22 protein-coding genes are annotated in these 25,237 nt (G+C 50.4%); 17 read left to right on the top strand and 5 right to left on the bottom strand.

Annotated features, from left to right (window positions below):
• The first annotated feature begins 5 nt into the window (after positions 1-5).
• On the top strand, positions 6-1,445 hold the full coding sequence (mdtQ, locus tag AL515_RS15925; RefSeq protein ID WP_048211178.1) for a multidrug resistance outer membrane protein MdtQ: 1,440 nt from the start codon (positions 6-8) through the stop codon (positions 1,443-1,445).
• 30 nt (positions 1,446-1,475) lie between these two features.
• Here mdtQ and AL515_RS15920 read toward each other — a convergent pair whose 3' ends face one another.
• A complete protein-coding gene (locus AL515_RS15920; protein WP_048211179.1) occupies positions 1,476-2,051 on the bottom strand; it encodes a DedA family protein in 576 nt (191 codons plus the stop codon).
• A 162-nt stretch (positions 2,052-2,213) separates the two neighbouring features.
• Here AL515_RS15920 and AL515_RS15915 point away from each other — a divergent pair, with 162 nt between their 5' ends.
• Positions 2,214-2,801 (top strand): Yip1 family protein, encoded by a 588-nt coding sequence (locus AL515_RS15915; protein WP_005129189.1) that lies wholly within the window; start codon positions 2,214-2,216, stop codon positions 2,799-2,801.
• A 179-nt stretch (positions 2,802-2,980) separates the two neighbouring features.
• Positions 2,981-3,928 (top strand): D-alanyl-D-alanine endopeptidase, encoded by a 948-nt coding sequence (gene pbpG / locus AL515_RS15905; protein ID WP_048211180.1) that lies wholly within the window; start codon positions 2,981-2,983, stop codon positions 3,926-3,928.
• A gap of 64 nt (positions 3,929-3,992) precedes the next feature.
• Here pbpG and dld read toward each other — a convergent pair whose 3' ends face one another.
• Positions 3,993-5,705 (bottom strand): D-lactate dehydrogenase, encoded by a 1,713-nt coding sequence (dld, locus tag AL515_RS15900; protein ID WP_061068158.1) that lies wholly within the window; start codon positions 5,703-5,705, stop codon positions 3,993-3,995.
• Positions 5,706-5,937: 232 nt separating this feature from the next.
• Here dld and bglX point away from each other — a divergent pair, with 232 nt between their 5' ends.
• The 5 genes from bglX to AL515_RS15875 all read left to right on the top strand — a co-directional run bounded on the left by bglX (position 5,938) and on the right by AL515_RS15875 (position 12,183).
• A complete protein-coding gene (bglX, locus tag AL515_RS15895) occupies positions 5,938-8,235 on the top strand; it encodes a beta-glucosidase BglX (protein ID WP_071887364.1) in 2,298 nt (765 codons plus the stop codon).
• A gap of 194 nt (positions 8,236-8,429) precedes the next feature.
• Positions 8,430-9,347 (top strand): glycine betaine ABC transporter substrate-binding protein OsmF, encoded by a 918-nt coding sequence (osmF, locus tag AL515_RS15890; RefSeq protein WP_048211182.1) that lies wholly within the window; start codon positions 8,430-8,432, stop codon positions 9,345-9,347.
• On the top strand, positions 9,335-10,528 hold the full coding sequence (locus AL515_RS15885) for an ABC transporter permease (protein ID WP_061068157.1): 1,194 nt from the start codon (positions 9,335-9,337) through the stop codon (positions 10,526-10,528). Before osmF ends, AL515_RS15885 begins: the two co-directional genes overlap by 13 nt.
• On the top strand, positions 10,521-11,468 hold the full coding sequence (locus AL515_RS15880) for an ABC transporter ATP-binding protein (RefSeq protein WP_061068156.1): 948 nt from the start codon (positions 10,521-10,523) through the stop codon (positions 11,466-11,468). Before AL515_RS15885 ends, AL515_RS15880 begins: the two co-directional genes overlap by 8 nt.
• Positions 11,452-12,183, top strand: coding sequence for an ABC transporter permease (locus AL515_RS15875; RefSeq protein WP_061068155.1), 732 nt, complete (start codon positions 11,452-11,454; stop codon positions 12,181-12,183). The genes AL515_RS15880 and AL515_RS15875 overlap by 17 nt, the downstream gene beginning before the upstream one ends.
• On the opposite strand, the gene AL515_RS15870 is transcribed toward AL515_RS15875, so the two are convergent.
• Both AL515_RS15870 and mlrA read right to left on the bottom strand, forming a co-directional pair.
• A complete protein-coding gene (locus AL515_RS15870) occupies positions 12,164-12,271 on the bottom strand; it encodes a protein YohO (protein ID WP_003027354.1) in 108 nt (35 codons plus the stop codon). The two genes, AL515_RS15875 and AL515_RS15870, sit on opposite strands and share 20 nt — an antisense overlap.
• A gap of 51 nt (positions 12,272-12,322) precedes the next feature.
• The gene (gene mlrA / locus AL515_RS15865) at positions 12,323-13,054 is read right to left on the bottom strand and encodes an HTH-type transcriptional regulator MlrA (RefSeq protein WP_048211186.1); all 732 of its coding nucleotides are present in this window, start codon (positions 13,052-13,054) and stop codon (positions 12,323-12,325) included.
• Between the two features lie 225 nt (positions 13,055-13,279).
• Between mlrA and AL515_RS15860 the strand changes: the two genes are divergently transcribed.
• The 3 genes from AL515_RS15860 to AL515_RS15850 are packed head-to-tail and all read left to right on the top strand — an operon-like array spanning position 13,280 to position 16,198.
• Positions 13,280-14,965 (top strand): sensor histidine kinase, encoded by a 1,686-nt coding sequence (locus AL515_RS15860; RefSeq protein WP_061068154.1) that lies wholly within the window; start codon positions 13,280-13,282, stop codon positions 14,963-14,965.
• Entirely contained in the window at positions 14,962-15,681 is a 720-nt protein-coding gene (gene btsR / locus AL515_RS15855) for a two-component system response regulator BtsR (RefSeq protein WP_005129174.1), read from the top strand. The genes AL515_RS15860 and btsR overlap by 4 nt, the downstream gene beginning before the upstream one ends.
• A 46-nt stretch (positions 15,682-15,727) precedes the next feature.
• The gene (locus AL515_RS15850) at positions 15,728-16,198 is read left to right on the top strand and encodes a DUF1456 family protein (RefSeq protein ID WP_005129173.1); all 471 of its coding nucleotides are present in this window, start codon (positions 15,728-15,730) and stop codon (positions 16,196-16,198) included.
• 115 nt (positions 16,199-16,313) lie between these two features.
• Here the strand turns inward: AL515_RS15850 and metG are convergent, their stop codons facing one another.
• Positions 16,314-18,347, bottom strand: coding sequence for a methionine--tRNA ligase (gene metG / locus AL515_RS15845; protein WP_048211188.1), 2,034 nt, complete (start codon positions 18,345-18,347; stop codon positions 16,314-16,316).
• A gap of 164 nt (positions 18,348-18,511) precedes the next feature.
• Between metG and apbC the strand changes: the two genes are divergently transcribed.
• The 6 genes from apbC (at position 18,512) to AL515_RS15815 (ending at position 25,215) form a co-directional block, all read left to right on the top strand.
• Entirely contained in the window at positions 18,512-19,621 is a 1,110-nt protein-coding gene (apbC, locus tag AL515_RS15840) for an iron-sulfur cluster carrier protein ApbC (RefSeq protein WP_048211189.1), read from the top strand.
• 263 nt (positions 19,622-19,884) lie between these two features.
• Positions 19,885-20,166, top strand: a complete 282-nt coding sequence (locus tag AL515_RS15835) for a DUF2574 family protein (protein WP_071887363.1) — start codon at positions 19,885-19,887, stop codon at positions 20,164-20,166.
• Positions 20,167-20,443: 277 nt separating this feature from the next.
• Positions 20,444-20,992: a fimbrial protein gene (locus AL515_RS15830; RefSeq protein WP_061068153.1), complete on the top strand. Its 549-nt coding sequence runs from the start codon at positions 20,444-20,446 to the stop codon at positions 20,990-20,992.
• A 47-nt stretch (positions 20,993-21,039) separates the two neighbouring features.
• The gene (locus AL515_RS15825) at positions 21,040-21,723 is read left to right on the top strand and encodes a fimbria/pilus periplasmic chaperone (protein WP_061068152.1); all 684 of its coding nucleotides are present in this window, start codon (positions 21,040-21,042) and stop codon (positions 21,721-21,723) included.
• Between the two features lie 12 nt (positions 21,724-21,735).
• The gene (locus tag AL515_RS15820) at positions 21,736-24,216 is read left to right on the top strand and encodes a fimbrial biogenesis outer membrane usher protein (protein ID WP_061068151.1); all 2,481 of its coding nucleotides are present in this window, start codon (positions 21,736-21,738) and stop codon (positions 24,214-24,216) included.
• 9 nt (positions 24,217-24,225) lie between these two features.
• Positions 24,226-25,215, top strand: coding sequence for a fimbrial protein (locus AL515_RS15815; RefSeq protein ID WP_061068150.1), 990 nt, complete (start codon positions 24,226-24,228; stop codon positions 25,213-25,215).
• Positions 25,216-25,237 lie beyond the last annotated feature (22 nt).

Below are 25,237 nucleotides of genomic sequence, written 5' to 3'. Positions count from 1 at the left end.
TTCCCATGAATCGTAACTCTGTTCTTGTTGCAACGGCATGTTTGCCGCTGCTTATTTTGATGGTCGGTTGTGCGCCTATGCATGACAATCGTCAATCGCTGTCACAGCAGACGCCCGCTGTGAACGTTGACTCCGCGTTGCCCGCGGCATTAAAAAATGGTTGGCCGGACAGCCAATGGTGGAAGGCGTATCACGATCCACAGCTGAATGCGTTGATTGACAGCACCCTGAAGAATTCTCCAGACATGCAGGTAGCAGAACAGCGCATTCAACTGGCAGAAGCGCAGGCTAAAGCGGTTAAGGCGCAGGATGGTCCAGAAGTTGATTTTTCCGCAGACGTTGAACGTCAAAGAATGTCGGCAGAAGGTTTAATGGGACCGTTTGCCATTACCGATCCTGCTGCAGGCACGACCGGGCCGTGGTACACCAATGGAACCTTTGGCTTAACCGCAGGCTGGAACCTGGATCTGTGGGGTAAAAACCGGGCTGAAGTGGCGGCGCGTATTGGCGAGGTGAAAGCGCGTGAGGCTGAACGTGAGCAAACTCGCCAGCTACTGGCGAGCGGCGTATCGCGTTTGTACTGGGAGTGGCAGACACAGGCGGCGCTTAAAACCGTGCTGACGCAGATTAAAACCGAGCAACAGAACGTCATCACCGTCGATCGTCAACTGTATCAAAACGGGATTACCTCTTCTGTCGAAGGTGTTGAAACGGATATCGATTCCAGTAAAACGGAGCAGCAGCTGAACGATGTCAGCGGCAAAATGAAGGTGATAGAGGCGCGGCTGAGCGCACTGACCAACTCGCAATCTTCCGTCATGAAGCTTAAAGCAACGACGCTGCCGGCGGTAGAAAGCCAGCTACCGTCACAGCTTGGTTATTCGCTGCTGGCCCGCCGCCCTGATTTACAGGCCGCGCATTGGTACATCGAGTCATCGCTGAGCAGCATTGATGCGGCAAAAGCGGCATTCTATCCGGACGTTAACCTGATGGCGTTTTTACAGCAGGATGCGCTGCATCTGAGCGATTTATTCCGCCATTCCGCACAGCAGATGGGCGTGACGGCTGGACTGACGCTGCCTATTTTTGATAGCGGCAGACTGAATGCGAATCTCGATATCACGAAAGCGCAGAGTAACCTGACGGTGGCAAATTACAACAAGGCAGTGGTCGATGCGGTGAATGACGTGGCGCGTGCGGCATCACAGGTAGAAACGCTGGCGCAGAAGAACCAGCATCAGCAGCAAATTGAACATGACGCACAGCGCGTCGTGGGGCTTGCGCAGGCACGATATAGCGCCGGTATCATTGCAGGTTCCCGGGTTAGCGAGGCCAAAATTCCGGCATTACGCGAACAGCTTAATGGTCTGGTTCTGCAGGGACAGTGGCTGGATGCTTCTATACAGCTGACCAGCGCACTGGGCGGCGGTTACCGCGCCTCCTGATAGTCTGACCCGGCAGAAGCCTCTGTCGGGTCAATTTGCGTGTTCTTTGCGTTTACTTCGCCGTTTCATCCACCAGCGGGCAGCCACTACAACGCCGATAACCAGAACCAACCACACCCCATGTTTAATATGCTGGTCGAGGCTATGCAACCATGGGGCAATCACTTCACCGCCCACATAGCCGAGCGTGGTAAACAGCAATGCCCAGACAAACGCCCCCAGGATATTCAGTGGGATGAAAATCTTCGGTGGCAGGTGGCTGGCCCCAATCAGCAACGGGCCAATGACGCGAAAACCGTACATAAAGCGCGTGCCGACCACAAACAGGTAGGGACGCCGTTGGATCATCTTCTGCGCGTAGTGGATTTTTGCCCGATGACGCGAGAAACGACGTAAGATTTTGCCGCCAAAACGACGCCCAAGTAAGAAGAGTAACTGATCGCCAATCATCCCACCCAACGCGACGGAGAGTACCACCAGCGGAAATTTAAGAATTCCCTGATGCGCAGCAACACCGCCTAGCAAGGTAATGGTTTCGCCTTCGGCAAGGCTGCCAATAATCAGCGCCGCATAGCCGTATTGCTCAACATAATGCGTTATATCCATACGTTGTATGACCTCCACGTTCCATAGCATACACCCAGTGAATAGTTCATGCCGGAAAAGCAGCAACTCAGCGTATCGGTATTTTTCATGTGTACATAAAATAATCAAAAGCTGAATTATACTTGAAGTGTTGAGGTCCGGAGCTGACAAGAAGGGGGCGGTATGAACCATGTCTGGGGGCTGTTTTCCCATCCCGATCGTGAAATGCACGTGATCAACAGCGAAAACGAAAGTGTTTCGCATCACTATACCCACCATGTATTGCTGATGGCGGCAATCCCGGTGATTTGTGCGTTTATTGGCACCACGCAAATTGGCTGGAATTTTGGCGACGGCAATATACTGAAGTTATCCCTGTTTACCGGATTTGCGATGGCAATTCTGTTTTACGGCGTGATGCTGGCGGGTGTGGCCATCATGGGCAGAGTTATCTGGTGGATGGCGCGTAATTACTCGCGACGCCCGTCGCTGGCGCATTGTATGGTCTTTGCCGGATATGTTGCCACGCCGCTGTTTTTAAGCGGGCTGGTGGCGCTGTATCCGCTGGTCTGGCTGTGTGCGCTCGTGGGAACCATCGCGCTGTTTTACACCGGCTATTTACTCTATCTCGGTATTCCAACGTTCCTGAATATCACTAAAGAAGAAGGGCTGAGCTTTTCCAGTTCAACGCTGGCGATTGGCGTGCTGGTGCTGGAGGTTCTGCTGGCGATTACGGTGATCCTGTGGGGTTACGGGTACCGATTGTTCTAGGCGTACAACCTGTCTGTGCTGCGTTGTTGGCGTAAAAGTCAGCAACGCAGCATTTCGAGATGATTCTTCTGTAGCGGCAAACCTGCCGGATCGCTATGATGCCAGAGCTAGCCTGAGATAATCCTTATTTCAGGCGGTGTGCGTTGTGACGTGCGTGAACCATTATCAGAAACCTCATCATGCTGAAATTCCGAGTTTCATTATTAAGTCTTGCCCTGGTGCTGGCTGTTCCTTTTGCACCCCAAGCCGTAGCGAAAACGGCGACTACTGCAGCGGCATCTCAACCTGAGATTGCTTCCGGTAGTGCGATGATTGTTGATCTGAATACCAACAAAGTTATCTATTCGAACCACCCGGACCTCGTGCGTCCGATTGCATCGATTACCAAATTAATGACGGCGATGGTGGTGCTTGATGCACGACTGCCGCTGGATGAAAAACTGAAAGTTGACATCAGCCAGACGCCGGAAATGAAAGGCATCTACTCTCGTGTGCGTCTGAACAGTGAGATCAGTCGTAAGAATATGCTGCTACTGGCGCTGATGTCCTCAGAAAACCGCGCAGCGGCAAGCCTGGCGCACCACTATCCGGGCGGTTATAACGCATTTATCAAGGCGATGAATGCGAAGGCGAAGTCGTTGGGAATGACCCAGACGCGCTTTGTGGAACCGACCGGGTTATCGATTCATAACGTCTCGACGGCGCGTGATTTAACTAAACTGCTGATTGCCAGCAAGCAGTATCCGCTGATTGGTCAGTTGAGTACGACGCGTGAAGACATGGCGACCTTTGCTAATCCGGCTTATACGTTACCGTTCCGTAACACCAACCATCTGGTGTACCGTGATAACTGGAACATTCAGCTCACCAAAACTGGGTTTACTAATGCCGCTGGTCACTGCCTGGTGATGCGTACGGTTATTAATAACAAGCCGGTAGCGCTGGTGGTCATGGATGCCTTTGGCAAATATACCCACTTTGCTGATGCCAGTCGTTTACGCACCTGGATCGAAACCGGCAAGGTGATGCCTGTTCCGGCCGCGGCGCTGAGCTATAAAAAGCAAAAAGCCGCACAGATGGCGGCAGCGGGTTCAGCGACAGGTGAGCAAACCGCGCAAAACGATTAAACCGTAGGCCGGGCAAGCGAAGCGCCCCCGGCAACGTGCCCGATGGCGCTTACGCTTATCGGGCCTACGATTCTTTCCAGTACTTCTGCTTACTGGTTTTGCCAATACCCGGATTCATACTGTTGGTCGGGTCGTTTTCGCGATAAAAACGCGTCAATGTTTCAGGTGCTTTATACAGATGCCCCACGTTATGTTCTGCAGGATATTGTGCCCCGCGCTCACGCAGTAACACTAGCATTTGCTCTTTCAGTTCGTGAGCATCCACACCTTTCTTCACGATGTAATCCTGATGGAAGACATAGCACATAAAGTGGCCGTAATAGAGTTTGTGCACCAGTTTGCTGTCTATTTCCGGCGGCAGGTGCTCATACCATTCGGTATCGTTACGACGCAGCGCAATATCCAGCGCCAGAATATCTTCCACTTCATCCGCATGGACGGCCTGATATCGAATGGCCGCGCCCGCCGCTGCGAAGCGGTGCAAAAATGCCTTGCTACCTTCTTCCGGCGTACAGGCAAAGAAATCACCTTCGGCAGTTTTGAAAAACTCAGTCAGCCAGCTTTGTGCTTCAGCTACACCGCCACCGGCCATTTTTAACAGCAGGTGATGTTCGTATTTATCACGCCAGCTTTTCATCCGTGCCGGTAAATGGCTGGGGAATAAATGGCCAAACTTCTGCATCGCCCGGTCGGTAAAGTGCGGGCGGAAAATTTTCACTTTTTCCAGCATCGCATCGGTGCGGCCTTTCAGCGTAAAGAAAAACGGCATTTTGTCAGTGCCGAGTTTGTCGATCATCAGAAACGTATCTTTGCCATAGGTTTCGGCGATGTCATAGATATCGCGGTGCATATATTCACCCGCGACCGGCAGATGTTCAAATTTGGCCAGAATATGACGACGGATTTCTGTCAGCACTTCTGGCTGGTTGGTACCGATATAAAATACCTGCTGGTTTTTCTCAGCCTCAAAGGTATCCAGGCGCACGGCGAACACCGCAAGCTTTCCGGCGCAACCAGAAGATTCAAACAAACGCTCAGGGTCTGCGTTATAGCGTGCCGGCGTATCGGCCTCAATATCTCTGACGCGGGTGATGTAATCGTGATCGTGTGCATGACGCCCATCGTGCTGGACATCATCATCTTTGATCCGCTCGTCATCAAGTTTGCTCAGGATCTGCTCCGGAGTCTGACCCAGCTCGATACCCAGATGGTTGACCAGCTGCAATTTACCTTGTTCGTCAATGCGTGCAAAGAGCGACATTTCTGTGTATGCCGGACCACGTTGCACCAGCGATCCGCCGGAGTTGTTGCAAATGCCGCCAATTACCGAAGCGCCAATACAGGAAGAGCCGATCACAGAATGTGGCTCACGGCCAAAAGGTTTGAGCGCCTTTTCCAGCGAATAAAGTGTCGTACCGGGATAAGCCAGCACCTGTTCACCGTTGCCGATGACGTGCAGCTTATCGAGGCGCAGAGTGCTGATGATAACGATGTCGCGATCGTAATCATTGCCGCTAGGCGTAGAGCCTTCGGTCAGACCGGTATTGGCGGCTTGCATCAGGATTATTTTGTCAGCCGAGACGCAGGCGTTGAGGACACGCCACAGCTCTAATAGCGAGCCAGGGAATACGACGGCGAGCGCATCGCCCTGGCCCGAGCGGAAGCCTTTACGATAACGGGCAGTTTTGGCCGGTTCGGTGAGCAGGTGTGAATGGCCGACCAGTCGGGTCAATTCAGTCAGAAACGCTTTATTATCAATTGTTGTAATGGAAGACATTCTCCACTCCTTGTGGTGGGACTCAATATCAGGAACAAGCATAGCGCTATGTATGACAATACGCTTTCTCATTCGCATTGTCTCTGTGTTGTATCCCACTGATTCATGCTGGTTTTGAAAATTCAGAGAATATCCTTAGCTTTCTTCCCCACTCCCGTTTAGGCTTACGGCAAGCTGCGGTTTTTGTTATATTTTCGCTGCCTCGTCGGGTAGAAATTAAGAGAGAATCAACATGAAATGGCTATGTTCTGTAGGTGTCGCTGTGGGCCTGGCGTTGCAACCAGCGCTGGCGGACACCTTGTTTGGTAACCATCCACTGACGCCTGAAGCGCGGGATGCGTTTGTGACCGATTTACTCAAACAGATGACCGTGGATGAGAAAATCGGGCAATTGCGGTTGATAAGCGTCGGACCTGATAACCCGAAAGAAGCCATCCGTGAAATGATCAAAGATGGACAGGTTGGGGCGATTTTTAACACCGTCACGCGCCAGGATATCCGCAAAATGCAGGATCAGGTGATGGAACTCAGCCGCCTGAAAATTCCTCTCTTTTTTGCCTACGACGTATTGCATGGCCAACGTACTGTGTTCCCGATAAGTCTCGGCCTGGCGTCCTCTTTTAATCTCGATGCGGTCAGAACCGTTGGCCGTATTTCTGCGTATGAAGCCGCAGACGATGGTCTGAATATGACCTGGGCGCCGATGGTCGATGTCTCCCGCGATCCGCGTTGGGGCCGTGCATCCGAAGGTTTTGGTGAAGATACGTATTTGACCGCCATCATGGGCAAAACCATGGTGGAAGCGATGCAGGGGAAAAGCCCGGCCGACAGGTATTCAGTGATGACCAGCGTCAAGCACTTCGCTGCTTATGGCGCCGTTGAGGGCGGAAAAGAGTACAACACTGTGGATATGAGTCCGCAGCGTTTATTCAACGACTATATGCCGCCATACAAGGCCGGACTGGATGCCGGTAGCGGTGCGGTGATGGTGGGGCTTAATTCATTGAATGGGACGCCCGCCACCTCTGATGCTTGGCTGCTAAAAGACGTGCTGCGTGATGAATGGGGCTTTAAGGGTATTACCGTTTCCGATCACGGCGCGATTAAGGAACTGATTAAGCACGGTACCGCGTCCGACCCCGAAGATGCTGTGCGCGTGGCGATCACGTCCGGTATTAACATGAGCATGAGCGATGAATACTACAGTAAGTATCTGCCGGGGTTGATTAAGTCGGGCAAGGTTACGATGGCGGAACTCGATGATGCCGCGCGTCATGTACTGAATGTAAAATATGATATGGGGCTGTTTAATGACCCGTACAGCCACCTGGGGGCGAAAGACTCTGACCCACAGGACACCAACGCGGAAAGCCGTTTGCATCGCAAAGAGGCGCGTGACGTGGCGCGTGAAAGTCTGGTATTGCTGAAAAACCGTCTGGAAACGTTGCCGCTGAAAAAAACAGCAACCGTGGCAGTTGTCGGACCGTTGGCAGATAGCAAACGTGATGTCATGGGAAGCTGGTCTGCGGCGGGTGTTGCCGATCAGTCGGTAACGGTACTGACTGGGATTAAAAATGCCGTCGGTGATAAGGGCAAAGTGCTGTACGCCAAAGGGGCGAATATCACCAACGACAAAGGCATTGTCGATTTCCTCAATCTGTATGAAGAGGCGGTGAAGGTTGACCCGCGCTCGCCGCAGGCGATGATCGATGAAGCCGTGAACGCAGCGAAGCAGTCTGACGTGGTGGTTGCGGTAGTCGGCGAAGCGCAGGGTATGGCGCATGAAGCTTCCAGCCGCACCGATATCACTATTCCACAGAGTCAGCGTGACCTGATTGCCGCGCTGAAAGCAACCGGTAAACCACTGGTGCTGGTGCTGATGAACGGTCGTCCGCTGGCGTTGGTTAAAGAAGATCAACAGGCCGATGCGATCCTCGAAACCTGGTTTGCCGGGACGGAAGGCGGTAACGCCATCGCCGATGTGCTGTTTGGTGATTACAACCCGTCAGGTAAACTGCCGATGTCTTTCCCGCGCTCTGTCGGACAGATCCCGGTCTATTACAGCCATCTCAATACCGGTCGCCCGTATAATGCGGACAAGCCGAACAAGTACACGTCGCGCTACTTTGATGAAGCGAATGGTCCGTTGTATCCCTTTGGCTATGGTCTGAGCTACACCACGTTCACGGTTTCTGATGTGAAGCTCTCCTCCCCAACGATGAAGCGTGACGGGACCGTGACGGCCAGCGTGCAGGTGACCAACACCGGCAAGCGCGAAGGTGCAACGGTTATTCAGATGTATTTGCAGGATGTGACCGCTTCAATGAGTCGTCCGGTCAAACAGCTGAAAGGTTTTGAGAAAGTGAACCTCAAGCCAGGTGAAACCCAGACCGTCAGCTTCCCGATAGACATTGAAGCGCTGAAGTTCTGGAATCAGCGTATGCAATACGATGCCGAACCGGGCAAGTTTAACGTCTTTATCGGCGTGGATTCTGCCAGAGTGAAGCAGGGCGAATTTGAGCTGCTGTAATTGATTAGCGAATAAAGGCCGGGTTTCCGGCCTTTATCTTTAGGCGTACGCGCCGCGTCTGCTTCTTATTTCTCATCACGTTACGGTTAACGAATCCCTCTCTTACTCCCCAATTGTAGGTTAAGCCCTGATTTTTCGACTATGCTTTTTCCTCAAGTCTCTGAAAAGGGCAGCAAAAGGATGAGGAGAGCAGCATGATAATCTCAAAGGTATGGGTGGGTTCGCTGGCGTTACTGGCCACGATAAGCTTGCCTTTACAGGCCGCGTCACCCGTCACTGTGGGGTCAAAAATTGATACCGAAGGGGCGCTGCTCGGCAATATTATTTTGCAGGTGCTTGAGAGCCACGGCGTGAAAACTGTCAATAAAGTACAACTGGGCACTACGCCCGTGGTGCGTGGGGCCATCACTTCCGGTGAACTGGATATTTATCCGGAATATACCGGCAATGGCGCATTCTTTTTTAAAGATGAAAACGACCCCGCGTGGAAAAATGCGCAGGCCGGTTTCGACAAAGTGAAAAAACTGGACGCTGAGCAAAATAAACTGATTTGGCTAACGCCTGCGCCAGCCAACAATACCTGGACTATTGCAGTACGTCAGGATATCGCTGAAAAAAACAAACTTGTCTCTCTTGCGGATTTAGGCCGCTACCTGAAAGAGGGGGGGACGTTCAAACTGGCGGCCTCTGCTGAGTTTATTGAGCGTGCAGACGCGCTGCCCGCATTTGAAAAAGCGTATGACTTCAAACTCAATCAGAACCAATTGTTGTCGCTGGCAGGGGGCGATACCGCAGTGACAATTAAAGCTGCGGCGCAGCAGACCTCCGGAGTTAATGCCGCAATGGCTTACGGAACCGATGGCCCTGTTGCCGCGCTGGGGCTGCAAACATTAAGCGATCCTAAAGGGGTTCAGCCGATTTACGCGCCAGCGCCCGTCGTGCGTGAGTCGGTGCTGAAAGACTACCCGCAAATGGGGGAATGGCTACAGCCGGTATTTGCCAGCCTGGATGAAAAAACGCTGCAGCAGCTCAACGCCAGTATCGCCGTTGAGGGGCTGGATGCGAAAAAAGTCGCGGCAGATTACCTGAAGCAAAAAGGATGGGTGAAGTAACGGATTTGCAGCAGGTGAGTGTTGTGTCGAAGATATCCGTTAATCGGGTGCTGTTGCTGCTGGTGGTTCTGACCGTGGCCGCAGCCGCGCTTCCTTTCATCAGTTATGCCCCTAATCGTCTGGTTTCCGGTGAAGGTCGCCAACTCTGGGAGGTCTGGCCCCACATGGCGTGGGGACTGGCGGCGACACTTTTACTGCTCGTGGTTCTATGCTTCATACCCGGTAAATCCGGCAGTGTATTGACGCTGGTTGTTGTCCAGTTACTGGTGATAGCGGCGTTGTTTATGGCCGGGAAAACGGCAACGCATCTGGCTCAGACGGGAACTTCTGTCGCCAGAACCAGCCTGGGGAGCGGTTTCTGGCTTGGGGTAGGGGTGTTGTTGCTGGCTGGCAGTGACGCCATTCGGCGTATCACCGCTCAGCCGCTGTGGCGCTGGGTGCTGCATGCGCAAATTGTCATTGTGCCAGTGGCGCTGCTGCTGACCGGCACCCTTAACGATCTTTCTCTGCTCAAAGAATATGCCAACCGCCATGATGTCTTTGATGATGCTCTGGCGCAGCACCTGACTATTCTGTTCGGTACAGTGGTGCCTGCGCTGTGTATTGGTGTGCCGCTGGGCATCTGGTGCACCTTTTCTGCTTCGCGTCAGGGGCCAATATTTGCTGTGCTGAATATCATCCAGACGATCCCCTCCGTCGCGTTGTTTGGTTTGTTGATCGCGCCGCTTGCCGGACTGGTTAAGCATTTCCCGTGGCTTAGCTTGCTCGGCGTAGCGGGAACGGGCCTGACGCCGGCGCTGATTGCGCTGGTGCTGTATGCCTTATTGCCACTGGTTCGTGGCGTGGTGGCCGGGCTGAATCAGGTTCCGCATGATGTGATGGAAAGTGCGCGGGCGATGGGGATGAGCGCGCGTCAGCGTTTTCTTTCGGTGCAGCTTCCGTTAGCGCTACCCGTTTTCCTGCGTAGCTTGCGGGTGGTGATGGTACAGACGGTGGGGATGGCGGTCATTGCCGCATTGATTGGGGCTGGCGGATTTGGCGCGTTGGTCTTTCAGGGACTGCTCAGTAGCGCCGTTGATTTAGTGCTACTGGGTGTGATTCCGGTGGTGGTACTGGCAGTGCTGATTGATGCGCTGTTTGATTTAGGCTTAGCGCTGCTGAAGGTGACAAACGATGATTGAATTTAGCCATGTCAATAAAACCTATAACCAGCAACAGGCCGTGAGCGATCTCAATCTGCATTTAGGCGAAGGGAGCTTTTCGGTATTAATTGGGACCTCCGGTTCGGGGAAATCCACCACGTTGAAAATGATCAACCGGCTGGTCGAGCATGACAGTGGGCAGATCCGTTTTGCCGGGGAAGAGATCCGTAGCCTGCCGGTGCTGGAATTAAGACGACGTATGGGCTATGCCATCCAGTCGATTGGCTTATTTCCACACTGGACTGTCGCCCAGAACATTGCCACCGTACCACAGCTGCAGAAGTGGTCACGTGCACGTATTGATGACCGAACAGAAGAACTGATGGCGTTGCTGGGGCTGGAAGCGGATTTGCGTCACCGCTATCCGCATCAGCTTTCCGGCGGCCAACAGCAGCGGGTCGGTGTGGCACGCGCGCTGGCGGCTGACCCTCAGGTCCTGCTGATGGACGAACCTTTTGGCGCGCTGGATCCGGTAACACGCAGTGCGCTACAGCAGGAGATGACGCGTATCCACCGTCTGTTGGGTCGTACCATCGTGTTGGTGACGCATGATATCGATGAAGCGCTGAGACTGGCGGAGCACCTGGTGTTAATGGATGCGGGCCAGGTGGTGCAGCAGGGCACGCCGCTGTCGATGTTGACGGCTCCGGTGAATGATTTCGTGCGGACCTTTTTTGGCCACAGTGAACTGGGTGTAAGACTGCTGTCATTGCGCACGGTGGGAGATTTTACCCGTCGTGGTGAACAGCTGGCCGGTGAGCCGTTGGTGGACGAGATGACGTTACGTGATGCGTTATCTGTTTTTGTCGCCCGTGGCTGTGATGTGTTGCCGGTGGTTAATGCCCAGGGCGTGGCCCGTGGTACGTTGCATTTTCACGATCTGCTTTCGGAGACACCGCACAGTGAAACATCTGTTTGATCCTCTGCTGTGGCTCATTGCGCTGTTCCTGGTGTTGCTGGTGGGATTGCCCCACAGCCAGACACTGTTCAGCGCGTTGTTTCCCCAATTGCCGCGTCCTGTTTATCAGCAAGAGAGCTTTATGGCACTGGCGCTGGCGCATTTCACGCTGGTGGGCATTTCAAGCCTGATTGCTGTCATTATTGGCGTTGGGGCAGGTGTAGCGGTAACCCGATCCTGGGGCGCGGAATTCAGGCCGATAGTGGAAACCATTGCCGCCGTGGGGCAAACTTTTCCGCCGGTTGCGGTGCTGGCGATCGCCGTACCGGTGATGGGGTTTGGCCCGGAGCCTGCGATTATCGCGCTGATCCTGTATGGGGTGTTACCGATCTTACAGGCAACGCTGGCAGGGCTGGGAGGGATCTCTGCCAGCGTAATAGATATCGCCAGCGGGATGGGCATGAGTCAGGGGCAGCGGCTACGCAAAGTCGAACTTCCGCTCGCGGCACCGGTTATTCTGGCCGGGATTCGCACGTCAGTGATTATTAATATTGGCACCGCAACGATTGCCTCTACCGTTGGTGCGAATACGTTAGGAACACCGATTATTATCGGGTTAAGCGGGTTTAATACCGCCTATGTGATCCAGGGGGCGCTGCTGGTCGCATTGGCCGCAGCCATTGTCGATCGCGGGTTTGAGCGATTAGCGTACTACCTTACCCGGCACGTAAAATAAAGGTATAACCTGCCAGCATCACGCCGCCGATACCACCGATGGCCATCAGCAGGAAGAGGGTTATAACACCGATTTTAGCTGCGCTCATTTTGTACTCCTTATGTGAATTCAAGGATTGTACACGTTTGTTAATAAAATATTAAATACCGAGTGGATAAATATCGTGACCTAACGCGCGCCACTCATCCAGTTGTTGGTGTTGTGCAGGGGTTTGGTTCTCTCCGCACCAGACGAGCAGGGTGCGTCCTTCAAACAGTTCGGGCCGTAGCTGATTGAGCGAGTGGGCCAGTACATCAACACGCCATCCTTGCTGGCTGGCAACCCAGCCTTCCAGCCATAAGCGGGTGGTATCGTGGATATTCCAGCCGACTACCAGGGCATCTTTACCCTGTTTTTTACGCGCCGAGGCAAGGCAAATCGCAATATAATTGATGAGCACACCGTCAAGGATCCCCAATAGCGCCTGAAGAATGGGCTGCTGGCATTGCAGACGTCGGCGTAAGGGAATAAACAAATGCGTATTGAGCGTTTGCGCAGGGTAATCCTGACCACGCTCTTTGATCCACAACCTGAGGCTGTGCAAATTGTTACTTTGCAAATAGCTCAATAGCGTTTCTTGTTGCTCACGCCAACCGTTATGCACATCAATGTTCTCATTGCTGAGTAACATTTTAACTTTACTGACCTGAACGCCATTATTTATCCAGCGTTTTATCTCACGGATCCTGTCAATGTCCGCATCGTTAAACAGGCGATGCCCCCCGTCTGTACGCTGAGGTTTTAGTAATCCGTAACGCCTCTGCCATGCACGTAAAGTGACAGGGTTGATATCACAAAGCAAAGCCACTTCACCTATCGTGTAAAGCGCCATCGTTGTCTCACTCTTGCTCGCGAGGTCCCAGTTTTACTTTAGACGCTCTTTTGCGAACCAGGTAGTTTTGTCTGTTTTTTGATCAAAAGAAGGGTGAGATTGTCGTCATACTCGCGCTTTCGAGTGATCGTTCTCACAAATTCCTGTTTTTTTGCAACAGTTCAAAGAAAGTTACGCGCAGCCCATGTATGTTACGCGCTTTTAAGAAATGTGTGGTTGGCGGGTATGTACGAGTTTAATCTGGTGTTGCTGCTGCTTCAGCAGATGTGTGTGTTTCTCGTTATCGCGTGGCTAATGAGCAAGACGCGCCTGTTTATCCCGCTGATGCAGGTCACTATACGACTGCCGCACAAACTTCTGTGTTACGTCACCTTCTCCATCTTTTGCATCATGGGCACCTACTTTGGGCTGCATATTGAAGACTCCATTGCGAATACTCGCGCCATCGGCGCGGTGATGGGCGGTCTGCTTGGCGGTCCTGTTGTTGGGGGACTGGTTGGCCTGACCGGCGGTCTTCATCGCTATTCGATGGGGGGCATGACGGCGCTCAGTTGCATGATTTCGACCATCGTGGAAGGCCTGCTTGGGGGACTGGTACATAGTGTCCTTACCCGACGTGGCCGTACTGATAAAGTGTTTAGTCCACTGACTGCGGGCGCGATTACCTTTGTCGCCGAGCTGGTGCAGATGCTGATCATTTTGCTGATTGCGCGTCCCTTTGAGGATGCCTTGCACCTGGTCAGTAACATTGCCGCGCCGATGATGGTGACCAATACCGTTGGCGCTGCGTTGTTTATGCGTATTCTGCTCGACAAACGCGCGATGTTTGAAAAATACACCTCGGCGTTTTCTGCCACTGCGCTAAAAGTTGCCGCCTCTACGGAGGGGATTCTGCGACAGGGATTTAACGAGGTTAACAGCATGAAGGTCGCTCAGGTGCTGTATGAAGAGTTGGATATCGGTGCGGTGGCGATTACTGACCGCGAGAAGCTACTGGCGTTTACCGGCATTGGTGATGACCATCACCTGCCAGGCAAGCCCATATCCTCTTCATATACTCAACGGGCGATTGAAACCGGAGAAGTCGTGTATGCCGATGGTAATGAAGTGCCTTATCGCTGTTCATTGCATCCGCAATGCAAATTAGGGTCGACGCTGGTGATCCCGTTGCGTGGTGAAAACCAGCGGGTGATGGGGACGATTAAACTGTATGAAGCTAAAAACCGTCTCTTTAGCTCAATTAACCGCACGCTGGGAGAAGGGATCGCCCAGTTGCTTTCCGCGCAAATCCTGGCCGGACAATATGAGCGACAAAAAGCGATGCTGACGCAGTCAGAAATCAAACTTCTGCACGCTCAGGTTAATCCCCATTTTCTGTTTAACGCGTTGAATACGATTAAAGCCGTGATCCGTCGTGACAGCGAACAGGCCAGCCAACTGGTGCAATATCTCTCGACTTTCTTTCGTAAGAATTTAAAACGACCGTCGGAAATTGTGACGCTGGCTGATGAAATTGAACACGTAAATGCCTATCTGCAAATTGAAAAGGCACGATTCCAGTCCCGTCTGCAGGTGACCTTAACGGTCCCGGAAGCGCTTGCGTATCAGCAATTACCTGCGTTTACTCTGCAACCGATAGTCGAGAATGCGATTAAGCATGGCACTTCCCAGCTACTTGATACCGGAGAAGTCTCTATCACGGCTCGTCAGGAAGGGCAGTATCTGATGCTGGATATTGAAGATAATGCCGGACTGTATCAGCCCACGACTGAGTCCAGCGGGCTTGGAATGAGTCTGGTGGACAAACGCCTGCGGGAACGGTTTGGCGATGATTTTGGCATCAGCGTAGCCTGTGAGCCTGACCTCTTTACCCGAATTACTTTACGACTTCCCCTGGAGGAACTGGCATGATCAAAGTGCTGATTGTCGATGATGAACCGTTAGCGCGGGAGAACCTGCGGATCCTGTTACAGGAGCAAAGCGACATCGAGATAGTCGGAGAGTGTTCGAATGCGGTAGAGGCCATTGGTGCAGTACATAAGCTGCGTCCGGATGTGCTGTTCCTCGATATCCAGATGCCGCGTATCAGCGGGCTGGAAATGGTGGGTATGCTGGATCCCGAGCATCGCCCGTATATCGTTTTTCTCACCGCTTTTGACGAATATGCAGTGAAAGCCTTTGAAGAACATGCCTTTGATTATCTGCTTAAGCCGATTGAAGAAACGCGGCTGGAGAAAACGCTGATCCGTTTACGTCAGGAGCGCACGAAGCAGGATGTGTCGTTACTGCCGGAACATCAGCAGGCGCTTAAGTTCATTCCATGTAGCGGTCATAGCCGAATCTATCTGCTGCAAATGGATGATGTGGCGTTTGTCAGCAGTCGGATGAGCGGCGTTTATGTGACCAGTAGCGATGGCAAAGAAGGATTCACCGAGCTGACGCTCAGAACGCTGGAGAGCCGTACTCCGCTGCTGCGCTGCCACCGACAATACCTGGTCAACATGGCCCATTTGCAGGAGATCCGTCTGGAAGATAACGGTCAGGCTGAGCTGATTTTACGTAACGGACTGACTGTCCCGGTGAGCCGTCGGTACCTCAAAAGTCTAAAAGAGGCGATTGGCCTGTAAAACTGGTACACTGCGCGCTATTGCATCACCGACAGTTGAAGGCTCTATGCTAAGTAACGATATTCTTCGTAGCCTGCGCTACACCCTGAAAGCGAACAATAACGATATGGTGCGCATTCTTGCGCTTGCTGAGATGGAATCCACCTCAGCAGGTTTCGACACCTGGATGACAAAAGAAGATGAGGACGGGTTTGTTCGCTGCCCGGATATCATTCTCTCCGGTTTCCTGAACGGTCTTATCTATCATCTGCGTGGCAAAGATGATTCTGCGCCGGAACTGGCGATTGAACGTCGTGTTAACAACAATACGGTGCTGAAAAAACTGCGTATCGCGTTTTCACTGAAAACTGATGATATTCTGGCCATCATGACCGAACAGAAATTTCGCGTATCGATGCCGGAAATCACCGCGATGATGCGTGCACCGGACCATAAGAACTATCGCGAATGTGGCGATCAATTCTTGCGCTATTTCTTGCGCGGTTTAACTGCGCGAGTACATAACGCGAAGTCGTGATTTTTGGCCAGCGGCGCGGTGCTTGCAGGACCTACGGGATTTGTAGGCCGGGTAAGGCGAAGCCGACAGCCGGAAAAAAACAAAAAAAAGCCGGAGATAATCTCCGGCTTTTTTGTTATTTCACCTGCTGACCAGGTTTCGCACCGTCATCCGGGCTTAACAGGAAGATGTCTTTTCCGCCAGGGCCTGCTGCCATCACCATCCCTTCAGAGATACCGAAGCGCATCTTACGCGGCGCCAGGTTCGCCACCATAATAGTCTGGCGACCAATCAGGGCTTGCGGATCCGGGTAGGCGGAGCGAATACCGGAGAAGACGTTACGCTTCTCACCGCCAAGATCCAGCGTCAGGCGCAGCAGTTTGTCGGAACCTTCCACGAACTCGGCGTTTTCAATCAGCGCCACGCGCAGATCAACTTTGGCGAAATCGTCAAAGGTGATAGTGTCCTGGATAGGGTCATCCGCCAGCGGGCCGGTCACCGGTGTGGCTGCGGCTTTCACTTCTTCTTTGGAGGCTTCCACCAGCGCTTCTACCTGTTTCATGTCGATACGGTTGTAGAGCGCCTTAAAGGTGTTGACCTTGTGACCGAGCAGCGGTTGCTCAATGGCATCCCAGGACAGGTCGCTGTTCAGGAATGCCTCAACACGTTCAGCAAGCGTCGGCAGTACCGGTTTCAGGTACGTCATCAGAACGCGGAACAGGTTAATACCCATGGAGCAAATTGCCTGCAGGTCGGCGTCACGGCCTTCCTGTTTAGCCACGACCCACGGTGCCTGTTCGTCAACGTAGCGGTTCGCCACGTCGGCCAGCGCCATGATTTCGCGGATTGCTTTCCCGAATTCACGGCTTTCCCACGCTTCGCCAATTACCGCTGCGGCGTCGGTAAAGGTTTTGTACAGTGCCGGATCGGCCAGTTCAGCAGCCAGAATGCCGTCAAAACGCTTAGCAATAAAGCCCGCGTTACGCGACGCCAGGTTGACCACTTTGTTAACGATATCGGCGTTAACGCGCTGGACAAAGTCTTCCAGATTCAGGTCGATATCATCAATGCGCGAAGAGAGTTTCGCGGTGTAGTAGTAACGCAAACTGTCGGCATCAAAGTGTTTCAGCCAGGTGCTGGCTTTAATGAAGGTTCCGCGAGACTTGGACATCTTCGCGCCGTTTACCGTGACATACCCGTGAACGAACAGGTTAGTCGGCTTACGGAAATTACTGCCTTCCAGCATGGCAGGCCAGAACAGGCTGTGGAAGTAGACGATATCCTTACCGATGAAGTGATACAGCTCGGCGTCGGAATCTTTCTTCCAGTACTCATCAAAGCTGGTTGTGTCGCCGCGCTTGTCGCACAGGTTTTTGAACGAGCCCATGTAGCCAATTGGCGCATCCAGCCAGACGTAGAAATACTTGCCCGGTGCGTTCGGGATTTCAAAACCGAAGTACGGTGAATCGCGGGAAATATCCCACTGCTGCAGGCCGGATTCAAACCACTCCTGCATTTTGTTCGCCACTTGCTCCTGCAACGCGCCGCTGCGCGTCCACGCCTGCAGCATTTCGCTGAACGACGGCAGGTCAAAGAAAAAGTGCTCGGAGTCACGCATTACCGGCGTCGCGCCAGACACAACGGATTTCGGCTCGATAAGTTCAGTCGGGCTGTAGGTTGCGCCGCAGACTTCACAGTTATCGCCGTACTGATCCGGAGATTTACATTTCGGGCAGGTGCCTTTAACGAAACGATCCGGCAGGAACATACCTTTTTCCGGGTCGTAAAGCTGGGAAATCGTACGGTTCTTAATAAAACCGTTCTCCTTCAGGCGTGTGTAAATCAGCTCAGACAGCTCACGGTTCTCTTCGCTGTGCGTTGAATGGTAGTTGTCATAGCTAATGTCAAAACCTGCAAAATCAGTCTGATGCTCCTGACTCATTTCACCGATCATCTGCTCTGGCGTGATCCCAAGCTGCTGTGCTTTCAGCATGATTGGCGTACCGTGTGCGTCGTCCGCGCAGATGAAGTTAACCTGGTGGCCGCGCATTCGCTGGTAACGGACCCAGACATCAGCCTGGATGTGCTCCAGCATATGGCCGAGGTGGATTGAGCCGTTGGCGTACGGCAGCGCGCACGTTACCAGAATTTTCTTCGCGACTTGAGTCATAGTGGGCAATTACTTCTTTTGTAGTGAAAAGGGCTTTGATAGTACCAAAATGGTAATTACTGCGCCAAGCGATAAGGGCATTTATCCGTAAATGAATAATTGTTGCGGTTGGAGTAAACTACCTGGTGACTATTGTATATTCAGAACAACAAAAAGGAGTCGGGATGAACGCACAATCCCAGGCCAAATCACCAGAGACCCTGCGCGCGATGGTTGCCGGGACGCTGGCGAATTTTCAGCATTCAACCCTGAAGCATAATCTGACGACGCTTAAAGCGTTGCATCACGTCGCCTGGATGGATGACACGTTGCACGTTGAGCTGGTCATGCCGTTTGTCTGGCATAGCGCGTTTGAGGACTTAAAAGAGCAATGTAGCGCCGATCTGCTGCGCATTACCGGTGCGAAAGCGATCGACTGGAAACTGTCGCATAACATCGCGACGCTGAAGCGCGTGAAAAACCAGCCGGGTATAAATGGTGTAAAAAACATCATCGCCGTCAGTTCGGGTAAAGGCGGTGTGGGTAAATCCTCTACCGCCGTGAACCTGGCGCTGGCGCTGGCTGCGGAAGGAGCGAAGGTAGGTATTCTGGACGCCGATATTTATGGTCCGTCTATCCCGACAATGCTTGGTGCGGAAAATCAGCGTCCAACCTCGCCAGACGGCACTCATATGGCGCCGATCATGTCTCACGGTCTGGCGACGAACTCCATTGGTTATCTGGTCACTGACGATAACGCGATGGTGTGGCGCGGCCCGATGGCCAGTAAAGCGCTGCTGCAGATGCTGCAGGAAACCTTATGGCCGGATCTGGATTACCTGGTACTGGATATGCCGCCGGGTACGGGTGACATCCAGTTGACGCTGGCGCAGAACATTCCGGTAACGGGTGCTGTTGTGGTGACTACGCCGCAGGACATTGCGCTGATCGATGCGAAAAAAGGCATCGTGATGTTCGAAAAAGTGGAAGTACCAGTGCTGGGTATTGTTGAAAATATGAGCATGCATATTTGCAGCAACTGCGGTCATCATGAACCGATTTTCGGCACGGGTGGCGCGCAGAAACTGGCCGAGCAGTATCATACCCAACTGCTGGGACAAATGCCGCTGCATATTTCCTTGCGTGAAGATCTCGACCGCGGTATGCCGACGGTTATCAGTCGTCCCGACAGTGAATTCACCGCGATTTACCGCAGCCTGGCAGGGCGTGTTGCTGCCCAGCTTTACTGGCAGGGAGAAGTTATCCCTGGTGAGATCGCCTTCCGCGCCGTGTAATTAACAGTGTTACAAATATTCACCACATCAATGATATATTGATGTGGTGAATATATCGAGCTAAAAAGTCCACGATATATTTCATCCTGCCTTAATAAACCATGTCTTTTTCTGAATGAACGCCCTCAATGCATCATTGTAATTGATCAAATTGATCTCATTAATCTATAATTTCCATTGGATTGAACAGCGCGTTTCACCCGTATTACGCTGACAGGCCATCTGCATGTTATTTGATGTTAACCACAGAGGTGACGATAAAAATGAAAATTAGCTCGCTGATGGGAACTATAATTCTGACTTATGGAATAAGTGCATCTGCGTTTGCTTCCGATACCGCGACCTTAACAATCAGTGGACGAGTAACCGAACCAACCTGTAGTACCGATGTTGTAAATAACGACGTGCAACAGCGGTGTGGTAAGACGTTCCATTTTTCAACTGTTAACAATGTCGCTTCTTCACCTGCACGTGGGGTGGTGACGGAAATGGTTACAGTCCCTGGCGATACCACGCGACAGATCGTACTCAATCGCTACGATTAAAAAGAACGCCTTTATTAACCATATATCATTTTAATGAATGATATATGGTTTTCTATGCATAAAATAAATTTCTCCAGGCAGTTAATCGCATAAATTTATTAATTCTGAAAATAATACAAATCCTGATTTATTTGTTGCATGTATATTGCGATTTGTAACTTGTTTTAAATCAATAAAACAACGTGTTTACATTGCGGCAACGTTTCACCTGTGAGAATTTAATTTCAAGAGATAACCCCTCTTAACAAATCGAAATTAATTTATTAAGGAAGATATTATGAAACGTTCAATTATTTCTGCTGCTGTTCTGTCTGCTGTATTTATGAGTGCTGGGGTTTTTGCTGCTAATAATGAAGAGGGTACTCTAACTATTAATGGGGAAATTAAAGGATCTTCTTGCTATTTTGACAGTGGCAAAGACTCTGAAATTCTTCAATTGAATGCCGTTGATGCATCACTTTTCGCCAATAAAGCGGTCGGGGAGGTGGTTGAAGGCAATGCCCAAAAAGCAACAAATATGAAGATAATTTGCCCTGGGAATTCGAAGTTAACAAGCATTAATATCACAAATGTTGTTTTTGGTGATGGCGGCATTATTAAACCGTCAACAGGGGCGGATACTAACGTTGGTTTCAAACTTAAAATGGACGAAAAGCATATTGATAAAACTGGCGTTATTGATATTTCATCTTTAAATAAAACGCTGGGAGGGGAAGGGGAGATCTATACTTTGAATTTTGATGCCGACTATTCTCGATTGAATTTAAATCCGGTTAAAAATGGTCAACTTAGCGCCACAGTCACCTTTTCTGTTTCGGCTGAATAAATTATTTTGCCGGTAATTATTACCGGCATTATTTTGGATGGCACCGTATGAAACGAATATTTATCTCAATGCTTGTGATATGCTCTTTTTCTGGACACGCAGGGATCGTGATTTATGGTACTCGCGTAATCTACCCTGCAGAAAAAAATGAAGTTCTGGTACAGTTGATGAACCAAGGGGAGCGTTCGTCACTGGTGCAATCATGGATTGATGACGGCAATACGTCATTACCGCCGGAAAAAATTAACGTACCCTTTATGCTTACACCTCCAGTAGCGAAGATTCCCGGAGATTCAGGCCAGCAACTGAAAATTAAAAAAATGCCGAATACGCTGCCTAACGATAAAGAGAGTTTATTTTTTCTTAATGTACTGGATATTCCACCGAATAATCCCGATAGCGCCGGAAAAAATGTACTCAAATTCGCCATGCAGAATCGAATTAAACTTTTTTATCGGCCAAAAGGTATTTCCGCCGTTAATAAAAATACTTTCCATAAACTGGCGTTAACACGCAGTGGTAATAGTTATTCTATCAGAAATGATGCTGCTAACTGGGTTACGGTGACAGAAGTTAAAGCTAATAATGTCAAAATCAACAATGAAAGTATTATGCTTGCTCCGCTCTCCAGTGCGAATGTGGCATTGAAAAATACTAATGCCAATCAGTATAAAATGACCATTATTGACGATCACGGCAATTATATTAGTGATAACGTCAGCCTAAAATAACAGGAGCTGGTTATGTTAAGGATGACTCCGCTTGCTTCGGCAATACTACTGTTGTTGGTTGGCATTGACGCCCAGGCTGCAGAAGATACGTTTGACACCCACTTTATGATGGGCGGTATGAAAGGCGAAAAAGTCTCAAATTTTCGCCTCGATGATAACCAACCGCTGCCAGGCCAATATGATATTGATATCTACGTCAATAAGCAGTGGCGTGGTAAGTATGAAATAACCGTTAAGGATAATCCGGATGACACCTGTTTATCCCGTGACGCATTAACGCGTCTGGGGATAAATACACAAGCATTGGACCAGCAGAATGAATGCCCAACCCTAAAGCAGGCGGTACAGGGAGGCAGTTACGCCTGGAATATCGGCACGTTTCGTCTTGATCTCAGCGTACCGCAGGCGTATGTCGATGAGCTTGAGAATGGCTATGTTCCTCCGGAAAACTGGGATCGTGGCATCAATGCCTTCTATACCTCGTACTATGCCAGCCAGTATTACAGCGACTATAAGGATTCTGGTAACAGTAAAAGTACCTATGCACGCTTTACCAGTGGGTTAAATCTGCTGGGCTGGCAGTTGCATTCCGATGCCAGCTATAACAAAACCGATGACAGCAACGGGGAGTGGAAAAGTAATACCCTGTATCTGGAACGTGGCATCCCGCAAATTCTGGGCACTCTGCGTGCCGGGGATATGTATACCTCATCAGATATTTTTGACGCGGTACGTTTTCGGGGCGTGCGGCTGTATCGCGATATGCAGATGCTGCCAAACTCAAAGCAGAATTTTACGCCGCTGGTTCAGGGGATTGCGCAAAGCAACGCGCTGGTTACCATCGAACAAAACGGTTTTGTGGTTTACCAGAAAGAGGTTCCGCCTGGCCCGTTCTCCATTGCTGATTTGCAGCTGGCTGGAGGGGGAGCGGATCTTGACGTCAGTATCAAAGAGGCTGACGGCTCGGTAACAACCTATCTGGTACCGTACGCTGCGGTGCCCAATATGCTGCAGCCGGGGGTCTCAAAATATGATTTTGCCGCTGGACGTAGCCATATCGAAGGCGCCAGCAACCAGACCGATTTTGCGCAGATGAGCTACCAATACGGGCTGAATAATCTGTTAACGCTGTATGGCGGCACCATGCTGGCAGATAACTACAATGCGTTTACGCTTGGAACCGGCTGGAATACACGTATCGGCGCGATTTCCGTCGATGCGACACAATCGCACAGCAAACAGGATAATGGTGATGTGTTTGACGGGCAGAGCTACCAGATTGCCTATAACAAATATTTGACGCAAACCGCCACCCGTTTTGGCCTGGCAGCTTATCGCTACTCATCACGGGATTATCGGACATTTAACGATCATGTCTGGGCAAACAATAAGAACAACTACCATCGCGATGAAAATGATGTGTACGACATCGCGGATTATTACCAGAATGATTTTGGTCGTAAAAACAGCTTTTCGGCTAACGTCAGCCAGTCTTTGCCGCAAGGTTGGGGCTCTTTTTCGCTCAGTACGCTGTGGCGCGATTACTGGGGACGGAGCGGTAACAGTAAAGATTATCAGGTGAGTTATTCCAATAGCTGGCAACGGATTAGCTATACCTTTTCCGCCAGCCAGACTTACGATGAAGATCATCATGAAGATAAACGTTTTAACGTCTTTATCTCTATACCTTTCGATTGGGGAGATGATATTAGCGCTCCACGCAGGCATTTATATGTGTCTAATTCCACGACGTTTGATGATGATGGTTTTGCGTCCAACAATACCGGACTTTCGGGCTCCGCAGGCAGTCGCGATCAGTTTAACTATGGGGTGAGTCTGAGCCATCAACGGCAGGGTAGCGAAACAACAGCAGGCGGCAATCTGACGTGGAATGCGCCCGTTGCGACGCTTAACGGCAGCTACAGTCAATCGTCTAAATACACACAAACTGGCGGCAGTATTTCAGGTGGCCTTGTGGCCTGGTCTGGTGGCGTGAATTTAGCCAACAGACTGTCAGAAACGTTTGCCGTCATGCATGCGCCTGGTCTGGAAGGGGCGTATGTGAACGGGCAGAAATATCGCACCACTGACCACAATGGCGTGGTGGTTTACGACGGCTTAACGCCTTATCGCGAAAACCATCTGATGCTGGATGTGTCCAATACCAATAGTGAAACCGATCTGCAGGGGAACCGCCGCAACGTTGCGCCATATCGCGGTGCGGTAGTGCTGACAACATTTGATACTGACCAGCGTAAACCGTGGTATATCCGGGCGCAGCGCCCTGATAGTTTACCGCTGACGTTTGGTTATGAAGTTGAAGACAATCATGGACACAATATTGGCGTAGTAGGCCAGGGAAGCCAGCTTTTTATTCGCACCAATGAAGTGCCATCGGTGATAAAAGTGGCGGTCGATAAACAACAGGGACTTTCATGCTCAATCACTTTCGGCAAAACGATTGATGAAAGTAAAGTTTATATTTGTCGGTGAGAGGTGGATATGAAATATTTGTTTTTTTTAATTGCATTAATTAGTTTTGGTGCAAGTAGTCATTGTTATATTTCTAATGGGGCTGAAACCTATGTGTCTGGCGATGAATTAAAGCTTAATAATATGAAAGGCAATGTTGTCAATATATCCAATTTTAAATTTACGCATAAGCCTATATGTAGAAATTTATTTGACATGGGGGGGGAAACTGTATTTAGTATAGAATTTCCTAGGGAAACCTATTATGTATACCATGCTGATGCTGGTGACATATATTTGAGGGCTACATTTTCTTCTGACCCTGCACATATCTTGTATGATAAAAAAAACTCTTTTACAGAGATGGATATAGGAAAAATAAATAAGGCAGAAATTACCTTAACTTTTGATGTTGTTTCAAAAGCTACTGGGGTAAGTCAAAATGCAAAAAATATAAATGAAGGCATCCAGATAGATTTTATTCCTGAGAAATGCTTTTCAACAGGATGTTTGTTCGGGCATGATAATACGAATCATTATTATCGTGTAACTTATATCCCACAAATCACGAAAATGACAAAAACTTGTAGATTTAATGATGGTGTACTTACTGCCCCAGCAGTTACGATATCAGATCTGAATAATAATGCTTCCAGGTATCTAAAGCTTGAACCTACATCAGGTAACGTATCTTTTATTTGCAATAAAGGATTGTCCTCTTATTCTTTTAAGTATCATTTTGAGTCGGAGAGTATTCAAGGTAATATCCTCAAGAATGAATATGAAAATGAATATGGAGGTGCTGGGGATGTTGGGTTTGAAATCTCACTAAATGGAAGTCAAGCAATTAATTTTAGTGCAGGGAATAGTTCCAGCTATGATCTTTTGAATTTTAAAGATGTAACTCCAGAAGAACAACGCGTTAACTTAAATCTATATGGGAGATATGTTGTATATGGACAAAATATTCGACCAGGTAAAGTACAAAGTAGAGTTAAAGTTGTTACGGAATACGAGTGATATTTAATTGACGCACCCTTTA

This window comes from Citrobacter sp. FDAARGOS_156, from assembly GCF_001559235.2.
Classification (GTDB): Bacteria; Pseudomonadota; Gammaproteobacteria; order Enterobacterales; family Enterobacteriaceae; genus Citrobacter; species Citrobacter youngae.
This window is presented reverse-complemented; position numbering and strand designations above follow the sequence as displayed.